The sequence below is a fragment of the Ignavibacteriales bacterium genome, from assembly GCA_026390775.1.
Taxonomy (GTDB): Bacteria; Bacteroidota; Ignavibacteria; order Ignavibacteriales; family Melioribacteraceae; genus Fen-1258.
The window spans coordinates 28470-45318 of sequence record JAPLFF010000004.1 but is presented as its reverse complement, the minus strand read 5'-3'; the positions used below and the strand labels follow the sequence as shown (position 1 = coordinate 45318).

Genomic DNA, 16849 nt, shown 5'->3' with positions numbered 1-16849 from the left:
TAAAGGAATAATAAAATGAAAATTGAAATTTATGATCCGCCGATGTGCTGTGCAAGCGGATTGTGCGGACCGGATATTGATCCGGCTTTGTTGGATATCAATGAAGCAATTCTAAAAGTTAAAAAAGAATTTGACGGACAAGTAAAAATAGATAGGTATTTGCTAAGTCAGCAGGGACCCAAATTTATGCAGCAACCGGAAGTAATGAAGCGTCTTCAAACCAACGGCGTTGAAATTCTTCCATTGACTTTGGTTGATGGAAAAGTTGTAAAGGAAAAAGAATATCCGGGATATGATGAGTTGGCAAGATTTGTAAAAGAAAAACAATAGAACTTGCCTACCGGCAGGCAGGCACGGATTTAACGGATTCACACTGATAATTAAACGAAGGATATGAAAAAATGAATAGCACAAAATATATTTTCTTCAGCGGAAAAGGCGGTGTAGGTAAAACTACAATGGCTTGCGCTTCTGCGGTTCACTATGCAAACGAAGGTAAAAAAACTTTAATAGTAACAACAGATCCGGCATCAAACCTAGCGGATGTTTTTGAAACAGAAATAGGGCATAAAATAACCCCGCTCTTAAATAATTTGTGGGGAATGGAAATAGATCCCGATAAAGCAACGGAGGAGTACAAGGAAAGGATACTTTCGCCGATGCGTGCAGTTATGCCCGAAAGTGTAATGGCAGTATTAGAGGAGCAGTTTAAATCACCTTGCACAACGGAGATAGCATCGTTTGACCGCTTTGTTGATTTTATGGTAGCTGAAAAGGAAGGCAAAGGCGAAAAGTATGATGTTGTAATATTTGATACTGCACCTACGGGACACACAATACGGCTTCTCGAATTGCCGGTTGATTGGAGTAAACATATAGAAGAAAGCACGAAGGGAGAAGGAAATACTTGTATCGGTCCGGTTGCCTCTATTCAAGAAAATAAAGTGAAGTATGATGAAGCTACGCGTTTGCTTGGCGATGCAGAGAGAACGACTTTTATGTTTGTTCTACAACCGGAAGAGACATCTGTTTACGAGACCAAACGCTCATCTAAAGAGTTGAAAGAAATCGGCGTTAAAAATGTTGAATTGATTATTAACGGAATGCTACCGGAAGAAGTATGCGAGCATCCATTCTTCAAAAGCAGATTTGAAATGCAGCAGAAGTATGTGAAAATAATAGTATCTGATTTTCCGGTAAGAATTAGAAAAATGTTTCAGCGTGATGGAGAAATTAAAGGCGTTGAAAGACTTTTGAATATTGAAAAAGATTTGTTCGCTAATACGGATAAGCAAACTTATTCGATTGGCAACGGTGAATTGTTAAAAGCAGATTTCAAAAATTTCGAGGCGGATTCGATAGATGAAATAATAACTCCGAACGGTAAAACAAAATCCATTTTCTTTACAGGCAAGGGCGGAGTAGGCAAAACAGTAATTTCAGTTGCAACGGCTTATAAGTTTGCGAAAGAAGGATTCAAAACACTACTTCTCACAACCGATCCGGCATCACACATAGGTGAAGTGCTTGAACAAAATATTACCGATAAAATTCAGGAAGTAAAAGGAATTGAGAATCTTTGGTCTGTAATTGTTGACCAGGAAAAAGCAACTGAAGAATATAAGCAGAGAATTATTGAGGAATCAAAAACAAAATATTCCGAAGACATGATGATTGCCATAAAAGAAGAATTAGAATCACCTTGCACAGAAGAGATGGCGGCGTTCGACAAATTTATGGAATATGTAGAGAGCGATGATTATCAATTCGTGGTATTCGATACAGCGCCTACGGGTCATACACTGCGCTTGCTTGAACTTCCGTTTGATTACAGCGACCAGGTAAGTTTGATGGTTACGACAAATCAAAAAAGTCAGGATGCAAAATCAGTTACTCAAAAGAGATTTGACAGAGTTATAAAGAGAATGAAAGATTCGAGCCAATCTATTTTTTCGTTTGTAGTATATCCGGAATCGACACCGGTTATAGAAGCGTACAGGGCGATGCTCGATTTGAAAGAAGCTGGAATTCAAACGCAGTTTGTAGTTGCTAACCAAGTGCTTGAACCGGAATACTGCACAAATGAATTTTTCATCAAGAGAAGAAAGATGCAGGAAAAATATCTCGGAGAAATTAAAGAGAGATTTCAATTACCGATTACGGTTATGCCGCTGTTGAAATCCGAAATAAAAGGTTTAGAAATGATTCGCAAGGCATCAGGATTATTATACAATAACAATGTAAAAGTCTAAGGAAAAAGAAATGGGAAATGAACAGGAAGAAGTAAACCAGGTTGCAGCTAACAAGTTGAATATTTCAGCTCAGGCGCTTGGTAAAGCTATTCTCAATTCGGAAGCATATAATAATTTCATTAAAGCACGTGATCAATTCAGAATTGATGATTCTGCTAAAGAAGCTTCGCGGGAATACAATGCTGTAATAAGCGACTATCAAAATCGCACACGATGGGGCGGTATTACTGCCGAAGATAAAAATAAAATTGAAGAAGCCCGTAAGAAAGCAATGGAAAATGAAGTGCTGGGCAATTATTACACTACTCAAGAAAAGTTGATCGGCTTTTACCAGGAGATTAATACTTATCTAAGCGAAAAACTAAAATTTAATTTTGCATCGCTTGCAAAACCAGCTAGCGGATGTTGTGGTTAATTGGAGAAACTATAATGGAAAAACAAATTGAATATGTTGCCGACGAATTTGTGAGAACAATTCAAGCAACTCCAGTAGTGATTGAATATATGGAAGCGTTAGAAAAGGTTAAGAGTAATGAGGAAATAACTAACCTAACTGAAAAGTATTATTTACTGTCGGCTGAATTTCAAAAGAAGCAGTCTGACGACACATTAACACAAGATGAAATTGCCGAACTCAGAAGTCTCACATCAAAGATTCAGAATAATGAACTTAATATAGAATTAGCTGAAAAGAAAAATCTCTTAAAAATTATCTTACTGGGATGTAACGCTTCCATAAGCAATGAAATATCGATGGATTTTGCAAAGTTAGCAGCGCCATCGGGATGCTGTTAGAATTCTATGAATAATAAATGTGACATAAAAATATTTGTTATGCCGGCGGGCGCTTGCAGTTATGAAAAAAGCTGGCAGTTCGCCGTGGATATGATTTCTAAAAAATTGAAAGAGCGTCTGGGGGATGTTTTTGAAATGAAACTGATCGAAATCTTTTCTGCGGAATCGTTTTCTTATAAAGAAATATTGGAAGGGATACAAAAAGAGATACTTCAGACGCCGATTGTAACAATCAACGGGGAAATAATTCAATCGGGCGGAAAATTAACTGAACGAAGCATAAGAATGGAAATAGAAAAACAAATAAAGTGATTTGAAAATAAAGGGAGTTGTAAAATGAACTCTCAAACTTACGAAGCGTTAGTAGGACAGTTACTTAAAATTGCAGTCGTTAAAATTAATGGTAGTGATCCTTGGGATATTCAAGTCCATAATAAGGATATTTTCAGACGAGCAGTTACAGAAGGTGAGCTGGGAATCGGCGAATCATATATGTATGGCTGGTGGGATGCTGATAAAATTGACGAACTGATTAACAAAATTTTACGAGCGCAAATAGACAAGAAAGTCCGGCGAAATCTATCAATCTTGTTCAAACTCTTTTCTTCGAGGATCTTTAATTTACAATCGAAACGGCGAGCGTTCATAATAGGCGAAAAGCATTATGATTTGGGAAACGATCTTTTCGAGAATATGCTGGATAAAAGAATGAACTACAGCTGCGCTTATTGGAAAAATTCAATTTCTTTGGATGAAGCACAAGAGAATAAGCTGGAGTTGATTTGTGAAAAACTTTATCTCAAACCAGGGATGAAGATTTTAGATATTGGCTGCGGGTGGGGCGCTTTTGGTAAATATGCCGCTGAAAAGTACGAAGTGGAAGTTGTTGGTATTACTGTTTCAAAAGAGCAGGTTGAACTAGGCAGAAAATTATGTGAAGGGCTGCCGGTGGAATTTCGTTTAATGGATTATCGTGAGATAAATGAAAAATACGATAGGATAGTAAGTGTAGGAATGATAGAACACGTTGGCTATAAAAATTATAGAGCATACTTTGAAGTTGCGGATCGATGCTTGAAAAATGAAGGTTTGTTCCTTCTTCATACCATTGGGAATATTAAATCTACAGGGTCAATCGACCCATGGACGCACAAATATATTTTCCCAAACGGAATGCTGCCCTCGATTTCCCAATTAAGCAAAGCCGTTGAAAATCTTTTTGTGATAGAAGATTTACACAACTTTGGTGCTGATTACGATAAAACGTTAATGGCTTGGTATGGAAATTTTAGAAACAATTGGGATATTATTAAAGATAGATACGATGAGCGATTTTACAGAATGTGGAAATACTTTTTACTTTCTTCTGCCGGTTCATTCAGATCAAGACGCAATCAGCTTTGGCAAATTGTTTTGTCAAAAAATGGTGTGCTTGGTGGTTATCAATCAATAAGGTAAAGATGGGACGGCAAAGCATAAAAACAAAGGCGGTATAAAAGAATAAAATTATTTTTTAATGGTAATAGAATGGAAAAAATAGAAGAACAAAAAATATCGTTTATCGGCGGCGGGATTATTGCGGATGTATTTATTGAGAGAATGATTAAATCCGGTTTAATTATGCCGGAAAATATTATTGTTTCCGATAATAAAACGGAACGGCTTGTAGAGTTAAAGCAAAGATTTGGAATTAACACGACACAAGAAAATTCAAAGTGTGCAGAATTTGGCTATATAATTTTTCTTGCAGTTCCGCCAGGTCAAATTAAAATTGTCCTTTCTGAAGACTGTAGTAATATTATTAGTAATGAGAAGATTATTATTTCATTAGCGGCATCAATTCCAACGTGGGTTATGGAAACGGTTTTATGTAAAGAGATCCCGGTAGTAAGAGTCATTCCTAACACGCCTTCTTTAGTAGGGGAGGGAATGAATCCTTATTCAATTGGTAAATATGTAACTGAAGACCAAATAAAATTTGTTGAGGCACTTCTTTCTTTATTTGGAAAAACGATAAGAATAGATGAAACAAGGATGAACTTAGCAACCTCAATCTCGGCCGTGGGTCCAACTTATTTCTTCCCCGCTATAAAAGCTCTAAAAGATTTTGCGATAGCAAAAGGTATGACTGAAGAAGAAGCGGTGAAGATTATTTCTCAAACTGTTTCCGGCACAGCAGAGTTATTTAAACAAACCGGAAAGGATCCAGAAGAATTAAAGATTATGATTGGAACAAGAACAATTGATGAAAACGGCGTAAAGGAAATATTCGCAAAAGCAGTTACGGAAGCTTTTTCAAAAGTAAATCAATCAACTGAAAAGTTAACTCAGTAACCAATAGTAATTACACTAATGAATCTAACAAGGAATTAATTTGGAAGTAAAACAAACAGTAATTATATTTCGGTCAACAACGAAATGATGTTATGAAAGAATCAACGAACATATTTAAGGCGCTCTCTGATAAGAACCGGTTACGCATATTAAAGATGCTGCAAATTAAACCTCTTTGCGTTTGTGAAATAACGGAAATACTTCAGCTTGCGGCTTCGACAGTATCCCAGCATCTAAGCATACTGAAAAAAGAAGGATTTATTTTAGAAGATAGAGACGGCAAATGGGTGAACTACTTAATCAATCAACGACCGGGCGACCAAAGGATTTCTGCAATTTTAAGCCAGTTGGATTTTTGGTTAGGAGATAATCAATTGATTGATAACGATAAGCAGAAGGTTAAAGTTGTAGATCGTTTTAAAGTTTGCGCTTCGTAATTTTTTTTGCTTAAGCAATTCGGTAAATAGCGAATTAGAAGAAAGGAAATATAGAAATGAACAAAAAAATCTTAATACTCTGCACAGGTAATTCTTGCAGAAGTCAAATGGCGGAAGGATTTATGAAGTCCTTCGATTCAGAATTGGAAGTTTATTCCGCCGGGACAAATCCATCCACTCAAGTTCATCCGAAAGCAATCAAGGTAATGAGTGAAGTTGGTATAGACCTTTCGAAAAACTATCCTAAGAAAGTTGATCAATTCCTAGGTGAGCCGTTTGATTTTGTTATTACAGTTTGCGATAACGCAAAAGAAACTTGCCCGGTATTTATCGGCAAGGTCGGGAAGCAATTACATATAGGATTTGAAGACCCGGCGGATGCAACCGGAACGGAGGAAGAAATTCTTTCTGAATTTAGGAGAATTAGAGATGAAATTAAAAAAGAGTTTTACAAATTCTACGAAGAAAATTTAAGGAGTTAAGAAAATGCTAAACATTAAGGTTCTGGGTTCTGGTTGTGCAAACTGCATTAACTTAGAAAAACTTTGTCATGAGGTTGTTTCGGAAAACGGCATTGAAGCGGAAATAGAAAAAGTAACAGATTATAAAGACATAATGAGTTACGGAATAATGAGCACGCCCGGATTGGTTTTAAACGGTAAAGTTGTTCATAGTGGTAAGCTACCAACAAAATCTACTTTAACGCATTGGTTGATGAATGCGTTAGCGAATCAGTAATTAAAGAAAGAGGAATAAATATGAGTTCGATTACAAAGAAGCTTTCATTCCTTGATAGGTATTTAACTCTTTGGATTTTTCTTGCAATGTTCATAGGAGTTTTTTCCGGTTATCTATTTCCAGGAATTGTAAATTTTTGGAATTCTTTTCAATCGGGGACAACGAATATTCCGATAGCAATCGGATTGATATTGATGATGTATCCACCGCTTGCAAAAGTAAAGTATGAAGAACTTGGAGACGTGTTCAAAAATGTAAAAATCCTTTCTCTATCTTTAGTTCAGAACTGGATTATTGGACCAATACTGATGTTCTTGCTCGCTGTAATATTTCTACAGGACTATCCGGAATATATGGCTGGATTAATAATGATAGGTTTGGCAAGATGCATTGCAATGGTAATTGTCTGGAACGAACTTGCAAAAGGTGATACTGAATATGCTGCCGGTTTGGTTGCGTTCAACTCAATTTTCCAAGTGCTTTTCTTTTCGATTTACGCGTATGTGTTCTTGACAGTTTTACCTCACTGGTTAGGTTTGCAATCTTTCAAAGTAGATATAACAATCGGACAGATTGCAGAGAGCGTTTTCATTTACCTCGGCATTCCATTCATAGCTGGGATAATTACGCGCTTCACCTTGATTAAACTGAAAAATAAAGAGTGGTATCAAACTAAGTTTATTCCAAAGATAAGCCCGATAACACTTATTGCGTTGTTGTTTACAATTATTGTAATGTTTTCTTTGAAGGGTGAATACATTGTAAAGATTCCTCTTGATGTTGTAAGAATTGCAATCCCATTGCTAATCTATTTTGTGATAATGTTTCTTGTATCATTCTATATGGGAAGAAAAATCGGAGCGGATTACTCGAAAACTGCAACACTGTCCTTTACTGCCGCAAGTAACAATTTTGAATTAGCTATTGCTGTAGCCGTTGCAGTTTTCGGAATTAACAGTGGTGAAGCTTTTGCGGCTGTAATTGGTCCGCTTGTAGAAGTGCCGGTTTTAATCAGCTTGGTAAATGTAGCGTTGTGGTTTCAGAAAAAATATTTCAAAAATGTTGAAGAGGGAAACGTAAAAGCTCCCGATCTTTGTCCTTAATTGGTGAATAAAATGAATTATACTTCGAATAATTTGACAGAAGAAAAAAATAAATATCTAATTCCGGCTTTGTTATTACCGGTGTGGATTCTGCTTTATTGGAATCTTGAAAACATAACAAACTTTTTGGTTTATGAAATTATAAACCTATCTAGAGATACGCATTTAACAAATGCAATCTGGTTTTTTGTATTTGAAGTCCCGAAAGTATTACTTCTTCTTGCCTTAATAGTTTTTGGAGTTGGGATAATTAGAAGTTATTTCTCACCGGAGCGAACTAGAAAACTGCTCGGCGGTAAAAAACTCTTTGCCGGTAATGTTTCGGCAAGTCTGTTGGGAATTGTAACTCCATTCTGTTCATGTTCGGCTATCCCGTTATTTCTTGGATTTGTAGAAAGCGGCGTTCCGCTTGGTGTAACATTTTCTTTTCTTATAGCCGCTCCAATGATAAATGAAGTTGCTCTTGTTCTTTTGTTTGGTTTATTCGGATGGAAAACTGCTTTACTCTACATGTCAACTGGATTATTAATCGCAATGATTTCCGGTTATATAATTGGAAGATTAAAATTAGAAAAATATGTTGAACCATGGGTGTATGAGGTTAAAGCAGGACATTTAGAAATGGTGGAAGAGAAAATATCTTTCTCGCAAAGAATTACTGCCGGTATTGACGCGGTAAAAGAAATAGTAAGTAAAGTGTGGATATATATAGTAATTGGAATTGCTGTTGGCGCTGGGATACATGGATATGTGCCGGAAAATTTTATGGCTAGTTTAATGGGAAAATCTGCATGGTGGTCTGTCCCGATTGCAGTAGTGCTTGGTGTGCCGATGTATTCTAACGCCGCTGGAATAATTCCAATTGTTCAAGCGTTACTAGAGAAAGGCGCATCGCTTGGAACGGTGCTTGCATTTATGATGAGTGTTATCGGTTTATCGCTTCCGGAAACTATAATTCTTAAAAAGGTTCTTAAGCTGCAATTGATTCTTGTTTTTGTCGGAGTTGTAGCTGTGGGAATAATTATTGTCGGTTATCTCTTCAATCTAATTTACTAAGACTATGCTGCTAAAACTGCTTACAACCGTATTGATTTTCACAAGCTTAATAAGGACAGAGCCATCCGGTGAATTGATAAAGGAAACGCGAGAGAAACTTGCTCAATTAAACATGACTTTTTTGAAAAATGATTATCCGGATAAATCTACTGTAGATGAGCTTGGAAAACTACTTACAGAACTAAAGGAAGTGAAAACATTTCCAGAGTCAATTAGTGATAGTCAAAAGGCTAATGAAAAAAGAGAACGTCTAATTGAATCGTTCAATGCATTTGAGAATTTCTTTAAGAATAATCCGGAAGTTGATACATTAAAGAAAGCTTTCCGTGTCGTAAACAATGAATTCAACTCTCTTTTAGGAAATTATTTTTTAGATGAGCTAAAAAAAACATCGAATAAAAAAATAATTGTTTTCTCAACATCAATGTCTTGCGAATGCACTCTTGAGATGTGCTATAAACAAGAATCTGAAATTCAAAAACTGCTAAAAGATAATCCGGGCTTGTTTGATTATGCTGTTGTTGATTGCTTTACAAATTTTGATTTACAAACAAAGTATGAAGTTGGATTTATACCGGTAGTATTAGTGATGGATGAAAAGGGTATGGAAATAAAAAGATTTGTGAGAAGTGAAAATCTATTTACCGAATTAAATTCACTTCTGAATACAAGGAGAAACAAATGAAAGACTATTCTGAGATACAAAAAATATTAACCGAATCGGTGGGTTTGGAAACACAGCCGGTTGGCGTAAAATTTTATGAAAAAGATTTTTCCACGAGCGAAGGAGAGAACGGAATTCAAAAAGCTGAAGACCACCGTTACTGTCAATTAATTATGCGAGCAAGAAACGGCGAAGCATTAAAGCTGAATAAAGAAGATATTTCTTGTCCAGCCGCCGCAGCCGCACTTGGGTTTAAGCCGCTGTCAAAAAATCTTCAAGACGGAACAATGTTGAACGGTTATGGGATTTTCAAGAAGAAAGAAGCGGGAATAAAAGTAATGGACGATATGCCACGCCTTGAACAAGGTAAGTATGAAACCGTTGTGGCAAAGCCGCTGAAAGACTGGCAAGAAGATCCCGATGTAATTGTAATTGAAGATGAAGTGGAAAAATTAATGTGGATTGCTCTCGCCTATTTGAATGAAGAAGGAGGAAGATTGAATATGAGCACAAGCATTCTTCAAGCGGTGTGTGTTGATTCAACGGTGCTGCCGTTCAAGTCTCAAAAAATAAATATGAGTTTTGGATGTTACGGTTGCCGCGATGCCACAGATGCAAAACCTAATGAAGCTATACTCGGTATTCCTATTTCGAAACTTGATATGACAATTGAAAATCTGAAGTTTCTGAAATCAAAAGCGATAGAAAGATCGCGTGCAAAACAAGTTTACCAATCTTTTGCGAAAAGAGTTGAGGAATCCATCCCTTCGGGAGAGGAAACAGTAAGATGAAGAAGAAAATATATTTTGGATTTATTATTGCTATGGTGACTCTACTCCAAACACCGGTTTTCTCACAAGGCGCTGAAAAAGAATATACTCTGAATGAACTTGTTAATATTGCATTTCAAAATAACCCCCAGCTAAAAGCAAACGAGAAAAATATACTAGCCGGGATGAAGCAGATTGATTATTTGGATAAAGATTATCTTCCGCAAATATATTTTGATCTAAACATTTCGCGATGGGATTGGGTAATGCCTAACAAACAAAAATATCTTGGCAATTCTCTAAATGATTTTTATGCAGATTTCAGAGTTAACCAGCTTATCTACGATTGGGGCAAAAATACGATTCAGAAAGATTATGCTGATAAATCAGTTGATATAGATAGAAACTATACAAGAAAATTACGGCAGGCATTTTCATATTCGATTGCTAAAAGTTATCTGGAATTACTCAAAGCGAAAAGAACAGTTCAAATTCAGGAAGATGCTATCAATCAATTAAGAGAGCATTTAAGGAATGCAGAAGCTATTTACAACATCGGTAAGGTTTCTAATCTTGATGTAATTAAAGCACAAGTTCAGATTGAAGTTGCGCTTGATGAGCTTGCAAAGGCAAAGAATCAACTGGACGTGCAGAATAATAATCTTAACGTTGTCTGCGGGAATACTCTCGGCGACTCGTTTAGCGTGGTTGATAATATTGACGAATTATGGACCCAATACTCAAATAAGAATTACAGCTTTGACGAACTTAAAAATGTCTTATCTGCTAATCATCCCGATTTGGAAAACATTAAAACTCAGAAAGAATTGAGGGGCAAAGAGGCGGAATTATTCAACAAAGAATATTATCCAAACTTTTATGCGTTTGGAATAACAAATGTGGAAGACAGTCAAATTCCAATGGGTAATTTTAATTGGAATGTTGGTGTAACTGTAACATACTCACTTCCTTTTTTCAAGGGTTCTAACTTTCAAGAAAAGGTTGAGCAATCAAAAATCAGAATTGATGCGTTACAAGAAAATGGAAACGCAATTCAGCAACAGATTGAAACGAACGTTAAAAATAATTTGGTGAAGTTGGATGATATTAAAAGCAGGTTAAGCGGAACGGCAAAGCTTGTAAAGCTTGCGGAAGAAATTCTAATGACCTCAAATATGAAATACAATATCGGTAAAGGGAACAGTCTTGACGTATTAGATGCCGAGGCAGTTCTAACTACCGCTAAATTAAACTACAACCAAATTGTAATAGATTTGCTTTCGACCATCGCTGAACTGAATTACAACATTGGCAGTGATGAAATACCGTTTAATAAATAGGTAAATAATTTTATGAAAAAGAAAATATTTATATCAGTATTGCTAGTTGCGGTTATTTTCGCGGGTTGTTCCAAAGATGCTAATGATGCCGGAACAAAACCGAAACCAAAAGCGCCACTCGTAAAAGTTGAAGAACTTAAACGAAATACAATATCAAAATCAGTTAAGCTAATCGGAACAGTTGAAGCAAAAATAATGACGACTGTTGTTGCGCCTTTGGACGGCTATATTGAACAACTTAATACCCAGGAAAATCAATTTGTAAGAAAGGAAAAAGTGCTGGCAGTTATTGCTTCTCAAGAGCGCACTTCACTTGTATCACAAACGAAGAATAAAGTTGAAGAATTAAAATCTCGGCTTGAGAAAACATCTTCCAGCAGCATAGATTATTCAAAGCTAAATTCACAACTCGAACAAGCGAAGAAGGAATTGGAATATGCCGATAAATTATTCCTTGGTATTCCGGTTATATCTCCTTTAAGCGGAACGATTACACAAAAGTTTATTGAAGCCGGAAGTGTTGTTTCTGCAAAGCAAAATCTATTTACCATTATTGATTTTGGATCTCTTATTATTAAAACATCAGTATCGGAAGATTTATTCTCCAAAATAAAAATGGGCGATAAGCTGAAAGTAAAATTCAATGCGATGCCGGAAAAAGAATTCACAGCAAAGGTAACTCTGAAGTATCAACAGATAGATGCGGCGACAAGAAATTTTCCGGTTGAACTGAAACTGATTAACGGCTCAAAAGAAATTACACCGGGAATGATGGCAGAACTTGAATTAATAACAGATAAAAAAGATAAAGCATTAGCTGTTCCAAACGATGTTTTCACTGTTAATCAAAAAGGTGAAAAGTTAGTTTATGTTGTTAAAGATACAGTCGCTCATCAAAAAATAGTTACTTCCGGCATATCAAATGAAAAAGTAACAGAGGTTGTTTCCGGCTTGAATGAAGGTGAAAAAATTGTGGTGATGGGACAGGAGCTTTTGAAAGATGGAATCAAGGTTACGGTTCAAAAACCGAAAGGAAATAATGAAAGCGGGAGTAAGAAAAAGTGAACATATCAATTACAGCAATTAAAAAACCGGCGGCAGTAATTATTTTAATGGTTGCCGTTGTTGTGGTTGGTATTCTTGGATATACACAGCTTGCGACAAATCTTCTGCCGGACATTACCTATCCGATGATAAAAGTTTATGTAACCTGGCGCGGCGCGACGCCCGAAGAAATTGAAGATAATATAGCGACAATAATCGAGCGTAAAGTTGCAACAGTTGATAATCTTGATTATATGGAGACACAGTGCACAGAAGGTTTGTATGCTCTTCAAGTGAACTTTACTTACAATGCCGACCGCGATATTGCATACCAGGATGTTCTTTCAAAACTAGGACAAGTAAGAAAAAATTTACCGAAGGATGTAGAAGAGCCGCTTGTATTCAAAGCCGATCCTTCGCAATTACCGGTAATGGATTTGCTCATAACTTCCGATCAAATGGATTTAACCAAACTGCGAACCTATGTTGATAATGAACTTCAGGATCATTTTACATCTATTCAAGGAACGGCTGGAACAGAAATAACCGGCGGATTAAAAAGAGAAATTCGAGTTCATATTGATCCGGTAAAATTACAAGGTTATGGTTTATCCGTTGATAAAGTAGCACAACGATTGAAAGATGAAAATCTTGAACTGCTCGGGGGAAGAGTAACTTCGGCGCGGAGAGATTATATCGTTAGAACTGTTGGAGAGTTTGCTAAAGTAAGCGAGTTAGAAAATTTAATCATCGTAAAAGGTAAAAACGAAGGTTTAGTTCTTTTAAAAGACATTGCAGAAGTAAAGGACGCTTATTCGGTTCAAAGAAATAAAACAAAATTAAACGGCAATGAAGGAGTAAAACTCTCCGTATTCAAACAAACCGGCGCAAATTCAATTGAAGTGTCTGACTTGGTAACAAAAAAAATAATCGAGTTGAGAAGCATTATTCCGCCTTCAATAAAGTTGGATATTATTTACGATCAAGCGGAATATATTCGTTCAGCTGTTTCGGGAGTAAAAGACGCTTTATTAATAGCAGCGTTTCTTGTAATAATTGTAACATCATTATTTTTAAGCGGGTGGAAAAGAGTTTTTATAGTGGTTCTAACTTTGCCCGTTACGTTATTAGGCACATTGTTCTTTATGAATCTTCTGAACTTTTCGATAAATATATTCTCTTTAGGCGGATTGGTTTTAGCAATTACCGTTCTACTTGATGATGCCGTTGTGGTGCTGGAAAACATTACCCGCATTCAGGAGGAAGAACTTAACGAAAAGCATCCGGTGCAAAAAGGAACTGCTCAAGTCGCAAAAGCAGTAACAATGGCCACATTCACATTTATTGCCCTCTTTCTACCGTTTTTACTTATACCGGGATTAACTTCTCTTCTCTTCCGCGAGCTGATAATTATAATAGCAATTGCACTTGCCTTATCACGAACCGTTTCACAGACAGTTACACCGAGCATAACGGCACTTCTTTTTCCGGAAGATAAACCGGCATTTGTCCCCAAAGGTTTCATTTCTAAAAATATTGACAAGATGTTGGGCAAATTGATTTCTATTTATAAACCTCTTCTTAGAATTTCATTAAAATTAAGATGGTTTGTAATGCTCGTTGTTTTAGGTTTATTTGTGCTTGGTCTTTTCTTTTTGAAACAGATCGGAACTGAATTCCTTCCTAAACCCGACGACGGATTAATTACAATCAAACTGAAAATGCCGACCGGTTCTTCTATGGAAGAAACTCATAGAGTTATTTCTCAAGTTGATAATTTTGTAAAACAGCAGCCATACATTGATAAATATTCATCGCTCTCCGGCGGAAAAATATGGGGTTTGGTTACTTACGAAATTGCAAACGAAGGTGAGGTGAATCTTCAACTAGTATCTCCTTCAAAAAGACCGATGACAACTGATGAATATACAGAGTGGCTTACTCCGTTAGTTCAGCAAAATGTAAAATTCCCAGGCGTGAAGATGAAGGTATTTCACACCAAGCTGAAGGGAATAAAACAAACAGGCGAGTTTGATATTGAAGTTGAGGTAATTGCACCGCGAAGTGAACCGATTGAAAATATCTACGAGAATGCAACTCGCGTTTCCGGTTTGCTGAAGCAAGTTGACGGGCTTACCGGCATTGACGTTTCGATTGATATTACAAAACCGGAGTATCAAGTATTTGTTGATAGAACAAAAGCAATTGATCAGGGATTAAGTGTAAACCAAGTGGCAAACACAATTAAATCGAGTATTGACGGCAATGTCCCGACACAGTTTAAGGAGAAGGGTTATTACTATCCGATTCGCATTGTTGTTGACGAATCAGATATTAAAAGTATTAGCGATGTTGAGAATCTTTCTATTTACCCGAACAATGGAAGTAAGATTAGATTAAATACGATTGCTAAAGTTGAGCAAAGATCGGGACCTCTGGAAATTGACAGGAAAGACCAAAACAGAGTTATAAAAGCAACTGCAAATGTTACAGGAAGAACTGTAGGCGAAGCAACCGCCGATATTGAAAAGGCGTTAACAAAATTTACTCTTCCAGCTAGTTATAAAATAAATTTTGGCGGGCAGTCACAAATGCTGGCAGAGAATTTCAAATCAATGATTTTGATTTTAATAATGGCGATGTTTTTTGCTTATGTGATTTTGGTGGTAAACTTTGAGAGTTTTATTAAACCGATTATGATTCTTATTCGTGTTCCACTTTCGTTGATAGGAGTTTCGTTAGCTCTTTATCTAACAAATCAACCAATTGGCGTTACTGTAATGATTGGATTCATAATTCTTGCGGGAATTGAAATTAATCAAGGTGTTCTTTTGATTACATTTATTGATCAACTTCGTGAAGAAGGAATGAGTTTGATAGACGCAATTCAAAAAGCGGCGGTTGTTCGTCTCCGCCCTATTCTAATGACGGATATTGTCGGAATAGTAGGTTTGCTTCCGCTTGCATTAAGTATTGGGGAAGGAACGGAATTATTAAAGCCGATGGCAATTGCAGTAATAGGCGGACTGATATTTGGTTTACTGCTGGTATTTCTGTTTTTGCCAGCACTGTACTACATTTTTGAAAAGGGAAAAGCTCAAATAAATTAATCACTCTCTATGTTTCTCCGCGTAGTAAAAAGGAAGTTACACAGAGAGCCACTGAGAAAACACGGAGTTTCACTGAGAAATTCATAGGAGAAATAAAATGTTCAACAAAAAGTTCTTTTTCGTTTTGTTCGTATTAACAATAAGTAGCTTTGTCTCTGCGCAAACAATCCGCCACGGCGGATTTGATGAAGAAATGGCGCCGTGGCATAAAAAAGCTGTTATGACTTGCGGAATGCTGAAAAATATGGATTCGTTCGACCAGCAAAAATTCATCAAAAATCTTGACGAACTTGAAGCTGAATTGAAAGTTCTTTCCGAAAAATATTTGAACAATCCACCGGCTGAGTATGCAAAAGATCCACAATGGAAAACATATCTGGAAGATTTGAAGGATAATACGGATGTAATTCGAGAAAGAATTGAAAAGAAAGAATACCGGCTTGCTCAAAAATACTGCCCCTTTTATTGTATGACATTCGGGAAGATGCACAGAAACAACGGCAAAACTGATTTGACAGATGTTATGTTTTCGTGGAGAGCCGAAATAAAAAATGCAATGGATATGTTTGTTGCGGGTAATGTTGTTGGTGCAATAAATCATCTTGAAATGGTTGATAGAATGACCGGTAAAGTAAAATCGTACCAGCAAAAAAAGAATGACGCGAAGTTTAATGAACTGTTTATTCCGTTGGGGGAAAGCGAAAAAGCTTGGAAAGAAGGAATTACAAACAATAATGCTGAAAAAGCGAAAACAAATTTTGATAAATTTATGAATGAGTTTGGTAAACCCTATATGTATACTCTGTAATTTGTTGCGAGCAAAAATATCAACAATCAATGTAAGGAATATTACAAAATGTATGGAAAACCAATTGGAATAGTAGCTTGTTCCGGCGCATCAAACACCGGATCGTATTCGGATTTAGTTGCGCGTAAATTGATGCAAAGCGGAAAAGTAAAAATGTTGTGCCTTGCAAGATTTTCTGTTGATGAGAAGTTCGCGGAAAAATCCAAAGAAGAATATTCAAACATAATAGTGCTGGATGGCTGCCCGATAAACTGCGCGGAAGAGACTTTGAAGCAAAGAGGCATTGCTAATTACAAACATATCAACACGACTGATTTTGAAATTGTAAAAGGTAAGACTCCGGTAACGGAAGAAAAGATAAATGAAATAGTTGCTTACATATTAAATCTAAATTGAGG

19 protein-coding genes are annotated in these 16849 nt (G+C 36.4%); all 19 read left to right on the top strand.

All coding sequences use genetic code 11. From position 1 onward, the window contains the following. Positions 1-15: 15 nt before the first annotated feature. The 19 genes from arsD to NTZ27_04200 all read left to right on the top strand — a co-directional run bounded on the left by arsD (position 16) and on the right by NTZ27_04200 (position 16847). A complete protein-coding gene (gene arsD, locus NTZ27_04290) occupies positions 16-330 on the top strand; it encodes an arsenite efflux transporter metallochaperone ArsD (protein ID MCX6173958.1) in 315 nt (104 codons plus the stop codon). 71 nt (positions 331-401) lie between these two features. Continuing rightward, positions 402-2252 carry a TRC40/GET3/ArsA family transport-energizing ATPase gene (locus tag NTZ27_04285; protein ID MCX6173957.1) on the top strand — a complete coding sequence of 617 codons (1851 nt, stop codon included), beginning with the start codon at positions 402-404 and terminating at the stop codon, positions 2250-2252. A 10-nt stretch (positions 2253-2262) separates the two neighbouring features. Further along, entirely contained in the window at positions 2263-2667 is a 405-nt protein-coding gene (locus tag NTZ27_04280) for a YlbF family regulator (protein MCX6173956.1), read from the top strand. Between the two features lie 14 nt (positions 2668-2681). After that, the gene (locus NTZ27_04275) at positions 2682-3047 is read left to right on the top strand and encodes a YlbF family regulator (protein MCX6173955.1); all 366 of its coding nucleotides are present in this window, start codon (positions 2682-2684) and stop codon (positions 3045-3047) included. Positions 3048-3053: 6 nt separating this feature from the next. After that, positions 3054-3359: a hypothetical protein gene (locus NTZ27_04270; GenBank protein ID MCX6173954.1), complete on the top strand. Its 306-nt coding sequence runs from the start codon at positions 3054-3056 to the stop codon at positions 3357-3359. Between the two features lie 24 nt (positions 3360-3383). Further along, the gene (gene cfa, locus NTZ27_04265; GenBank protein MCX6173953.1) at positions 3384-4505 is read left to right on the top strand and encodes a cyclopropane fatty acyl phospholipid synthase; all 1122 of its coding nucleotides are present in this window, start codon (positions 3384-3386) and stop codon (positions 4503-4505) included. A 69-nt stretch (positions 4506-4574) separates the two neighbouring features. Then, on the top strand, positions 4575-5381 hold the full coding sequence (locus NTZ27_04260) for a pyrroline-5-carboxylate reductase (GenBank protein MCX6173952.1): 807 nt from the start codon (positions 4575-4577) through the stop codon (positions 5379-5381). A gap of 92 nt (positions 5382-5473) precedes the next feature. Further along, entirely contained in the window at positions 5474-5818 is a 345-nt protein-coding gene (locus NTZ27_04255; protein ID MCX6173951.1) for a metalloregulator ArsR/SmtB family transcription factor, read from the top strand. Between the two features lie 56 nt (positions 5819-5874). Continuing rightward, positions 5875-6300: an arsenate reductase ArsC gene (locus tag NTZ27_04250; GenBank protein MCX6173950.1), complete on the top strand. Its 426-nt coding sequence runs from the start codon at positions 5875-5877 to the stop codon at positions 6298-6300. Between the two features lie 4 nt (positions 6301-6304). After that, positions 6305-6556: a thioredoxin family protein gene (locus NTZ27_04245; GenBank protein MCX6173949.1), complete on the top strand. Its 252-nt coding sequence runs from the start codon at positions 6305-6307 to the stop codon at positions 6554-6556. A 20-nt stretch (positions 6557-6576) separates the two neighbouring features. Then, positions 6577-7659: an ACR3 family arsenite efflux transporter gene (gene arsB, locus NTZ27_04240; protein MCX6173948.1), complete on the top strand. Its 1083-nt coding sequence runs from the start codon at positions 6577-6579 to the stop codon at positions 7657-7659. Positions 7660-7671: 12 nt separating this feature from the next. Continuing rightward, the gene (locus tag NTZ27_04235; GenBank protein ID MCX6173947.1) at positions 7672-8715 is read left to right on the top strand and encodes a permease; all 1044 of its coding nucleotides are present in this window, start codon (positions 7672-7674) and stop codon (positions 8713-8715) included. Between the two features lie 73 nt (positions 8716-8788). Next, entirely contained in the window at positions 8789-9400 is a 612-nt protein-coding gene (locus NTZ27_04230) for a hypothetical protein (protein ID MCX6173946.1), read from the top strand. Continuing rightward, on the top strand, positions 9397-10170 hold the full coding sequence (locus tag NTZ27_04225; GenBank protein MCX6173945.1) for a DUF169 domain-containing protein: 774 nt from the start codon (positions 9397-9399) through the stop codon (positions 10168-10170). Before NTZ27_04230 ends, NTZ27_04225 begins: the two co-directional genes overlap by 4 nt. Further along, on the top strand, positions 10167-11489 hold the full coding sequence (locus tag NTZ27_04220) for a TolC family protein (protein ID MCX6173944.1): 1323 nt from the start codon (positions 10167-10169) through the stop codon (positions 11487-11489). Before NTZ27_04225 ends, NTZ27_04220 begins: the two co-directional genes overlap by 4 nt. 12 nt (positions 11490-11501) lie before the next feature. Then, a complete protein-coding gene (locus NTZ27_04215) occupies positions 11502-12554 on the top strand; it encodes an efflux RND transporter periplasmic adaptor subunit (GenBank protein MCX6173943.1) in 1053 nt (350 codons plus the stop codon). Continuing rightward, on the top strand, positions 12551-15643 hold the full coding sequence (locus tag NTZ27_04210; protein MCX6173942.1) for an efflux RND transporter permease subunit: 3093 nt from the start codon (positions 12551-12553) through the stop codon (positions 15641-15643). Before NTZ27_04215 ends, NTZ27_04210 begins: the two co-directional genes overlap by 4 nt. Before the next feature lie 97 nt (positions 15644-15740). After that, the gene (locus tag NTZ27_04205) at positions 15741-16451 is read left to right on the top strand and encodes a hypothetical protein (GenBank protein ID MCX6173941.1); all 711 of its coding nucleotides are present in this window, start codon (positions 15741-15743) and stop codon (positions 16449-16451) included. Between the two features lie 48 nt (positions 16452-16499). Beyond that, positions 16500-16847 carry a putative zinc-binding protein gene (locus NTZ27_04200; GenBank protein ID MCX6173940.1) on the top strand — a complete coding sequence of 116 codons (348 nt, stop codon included), beginning with the start codon at positions 16500-16502 and terminating at the stop codon, positions 16845-16847. Positions 16848-16849: the final 2 nt, after the last annotated feature.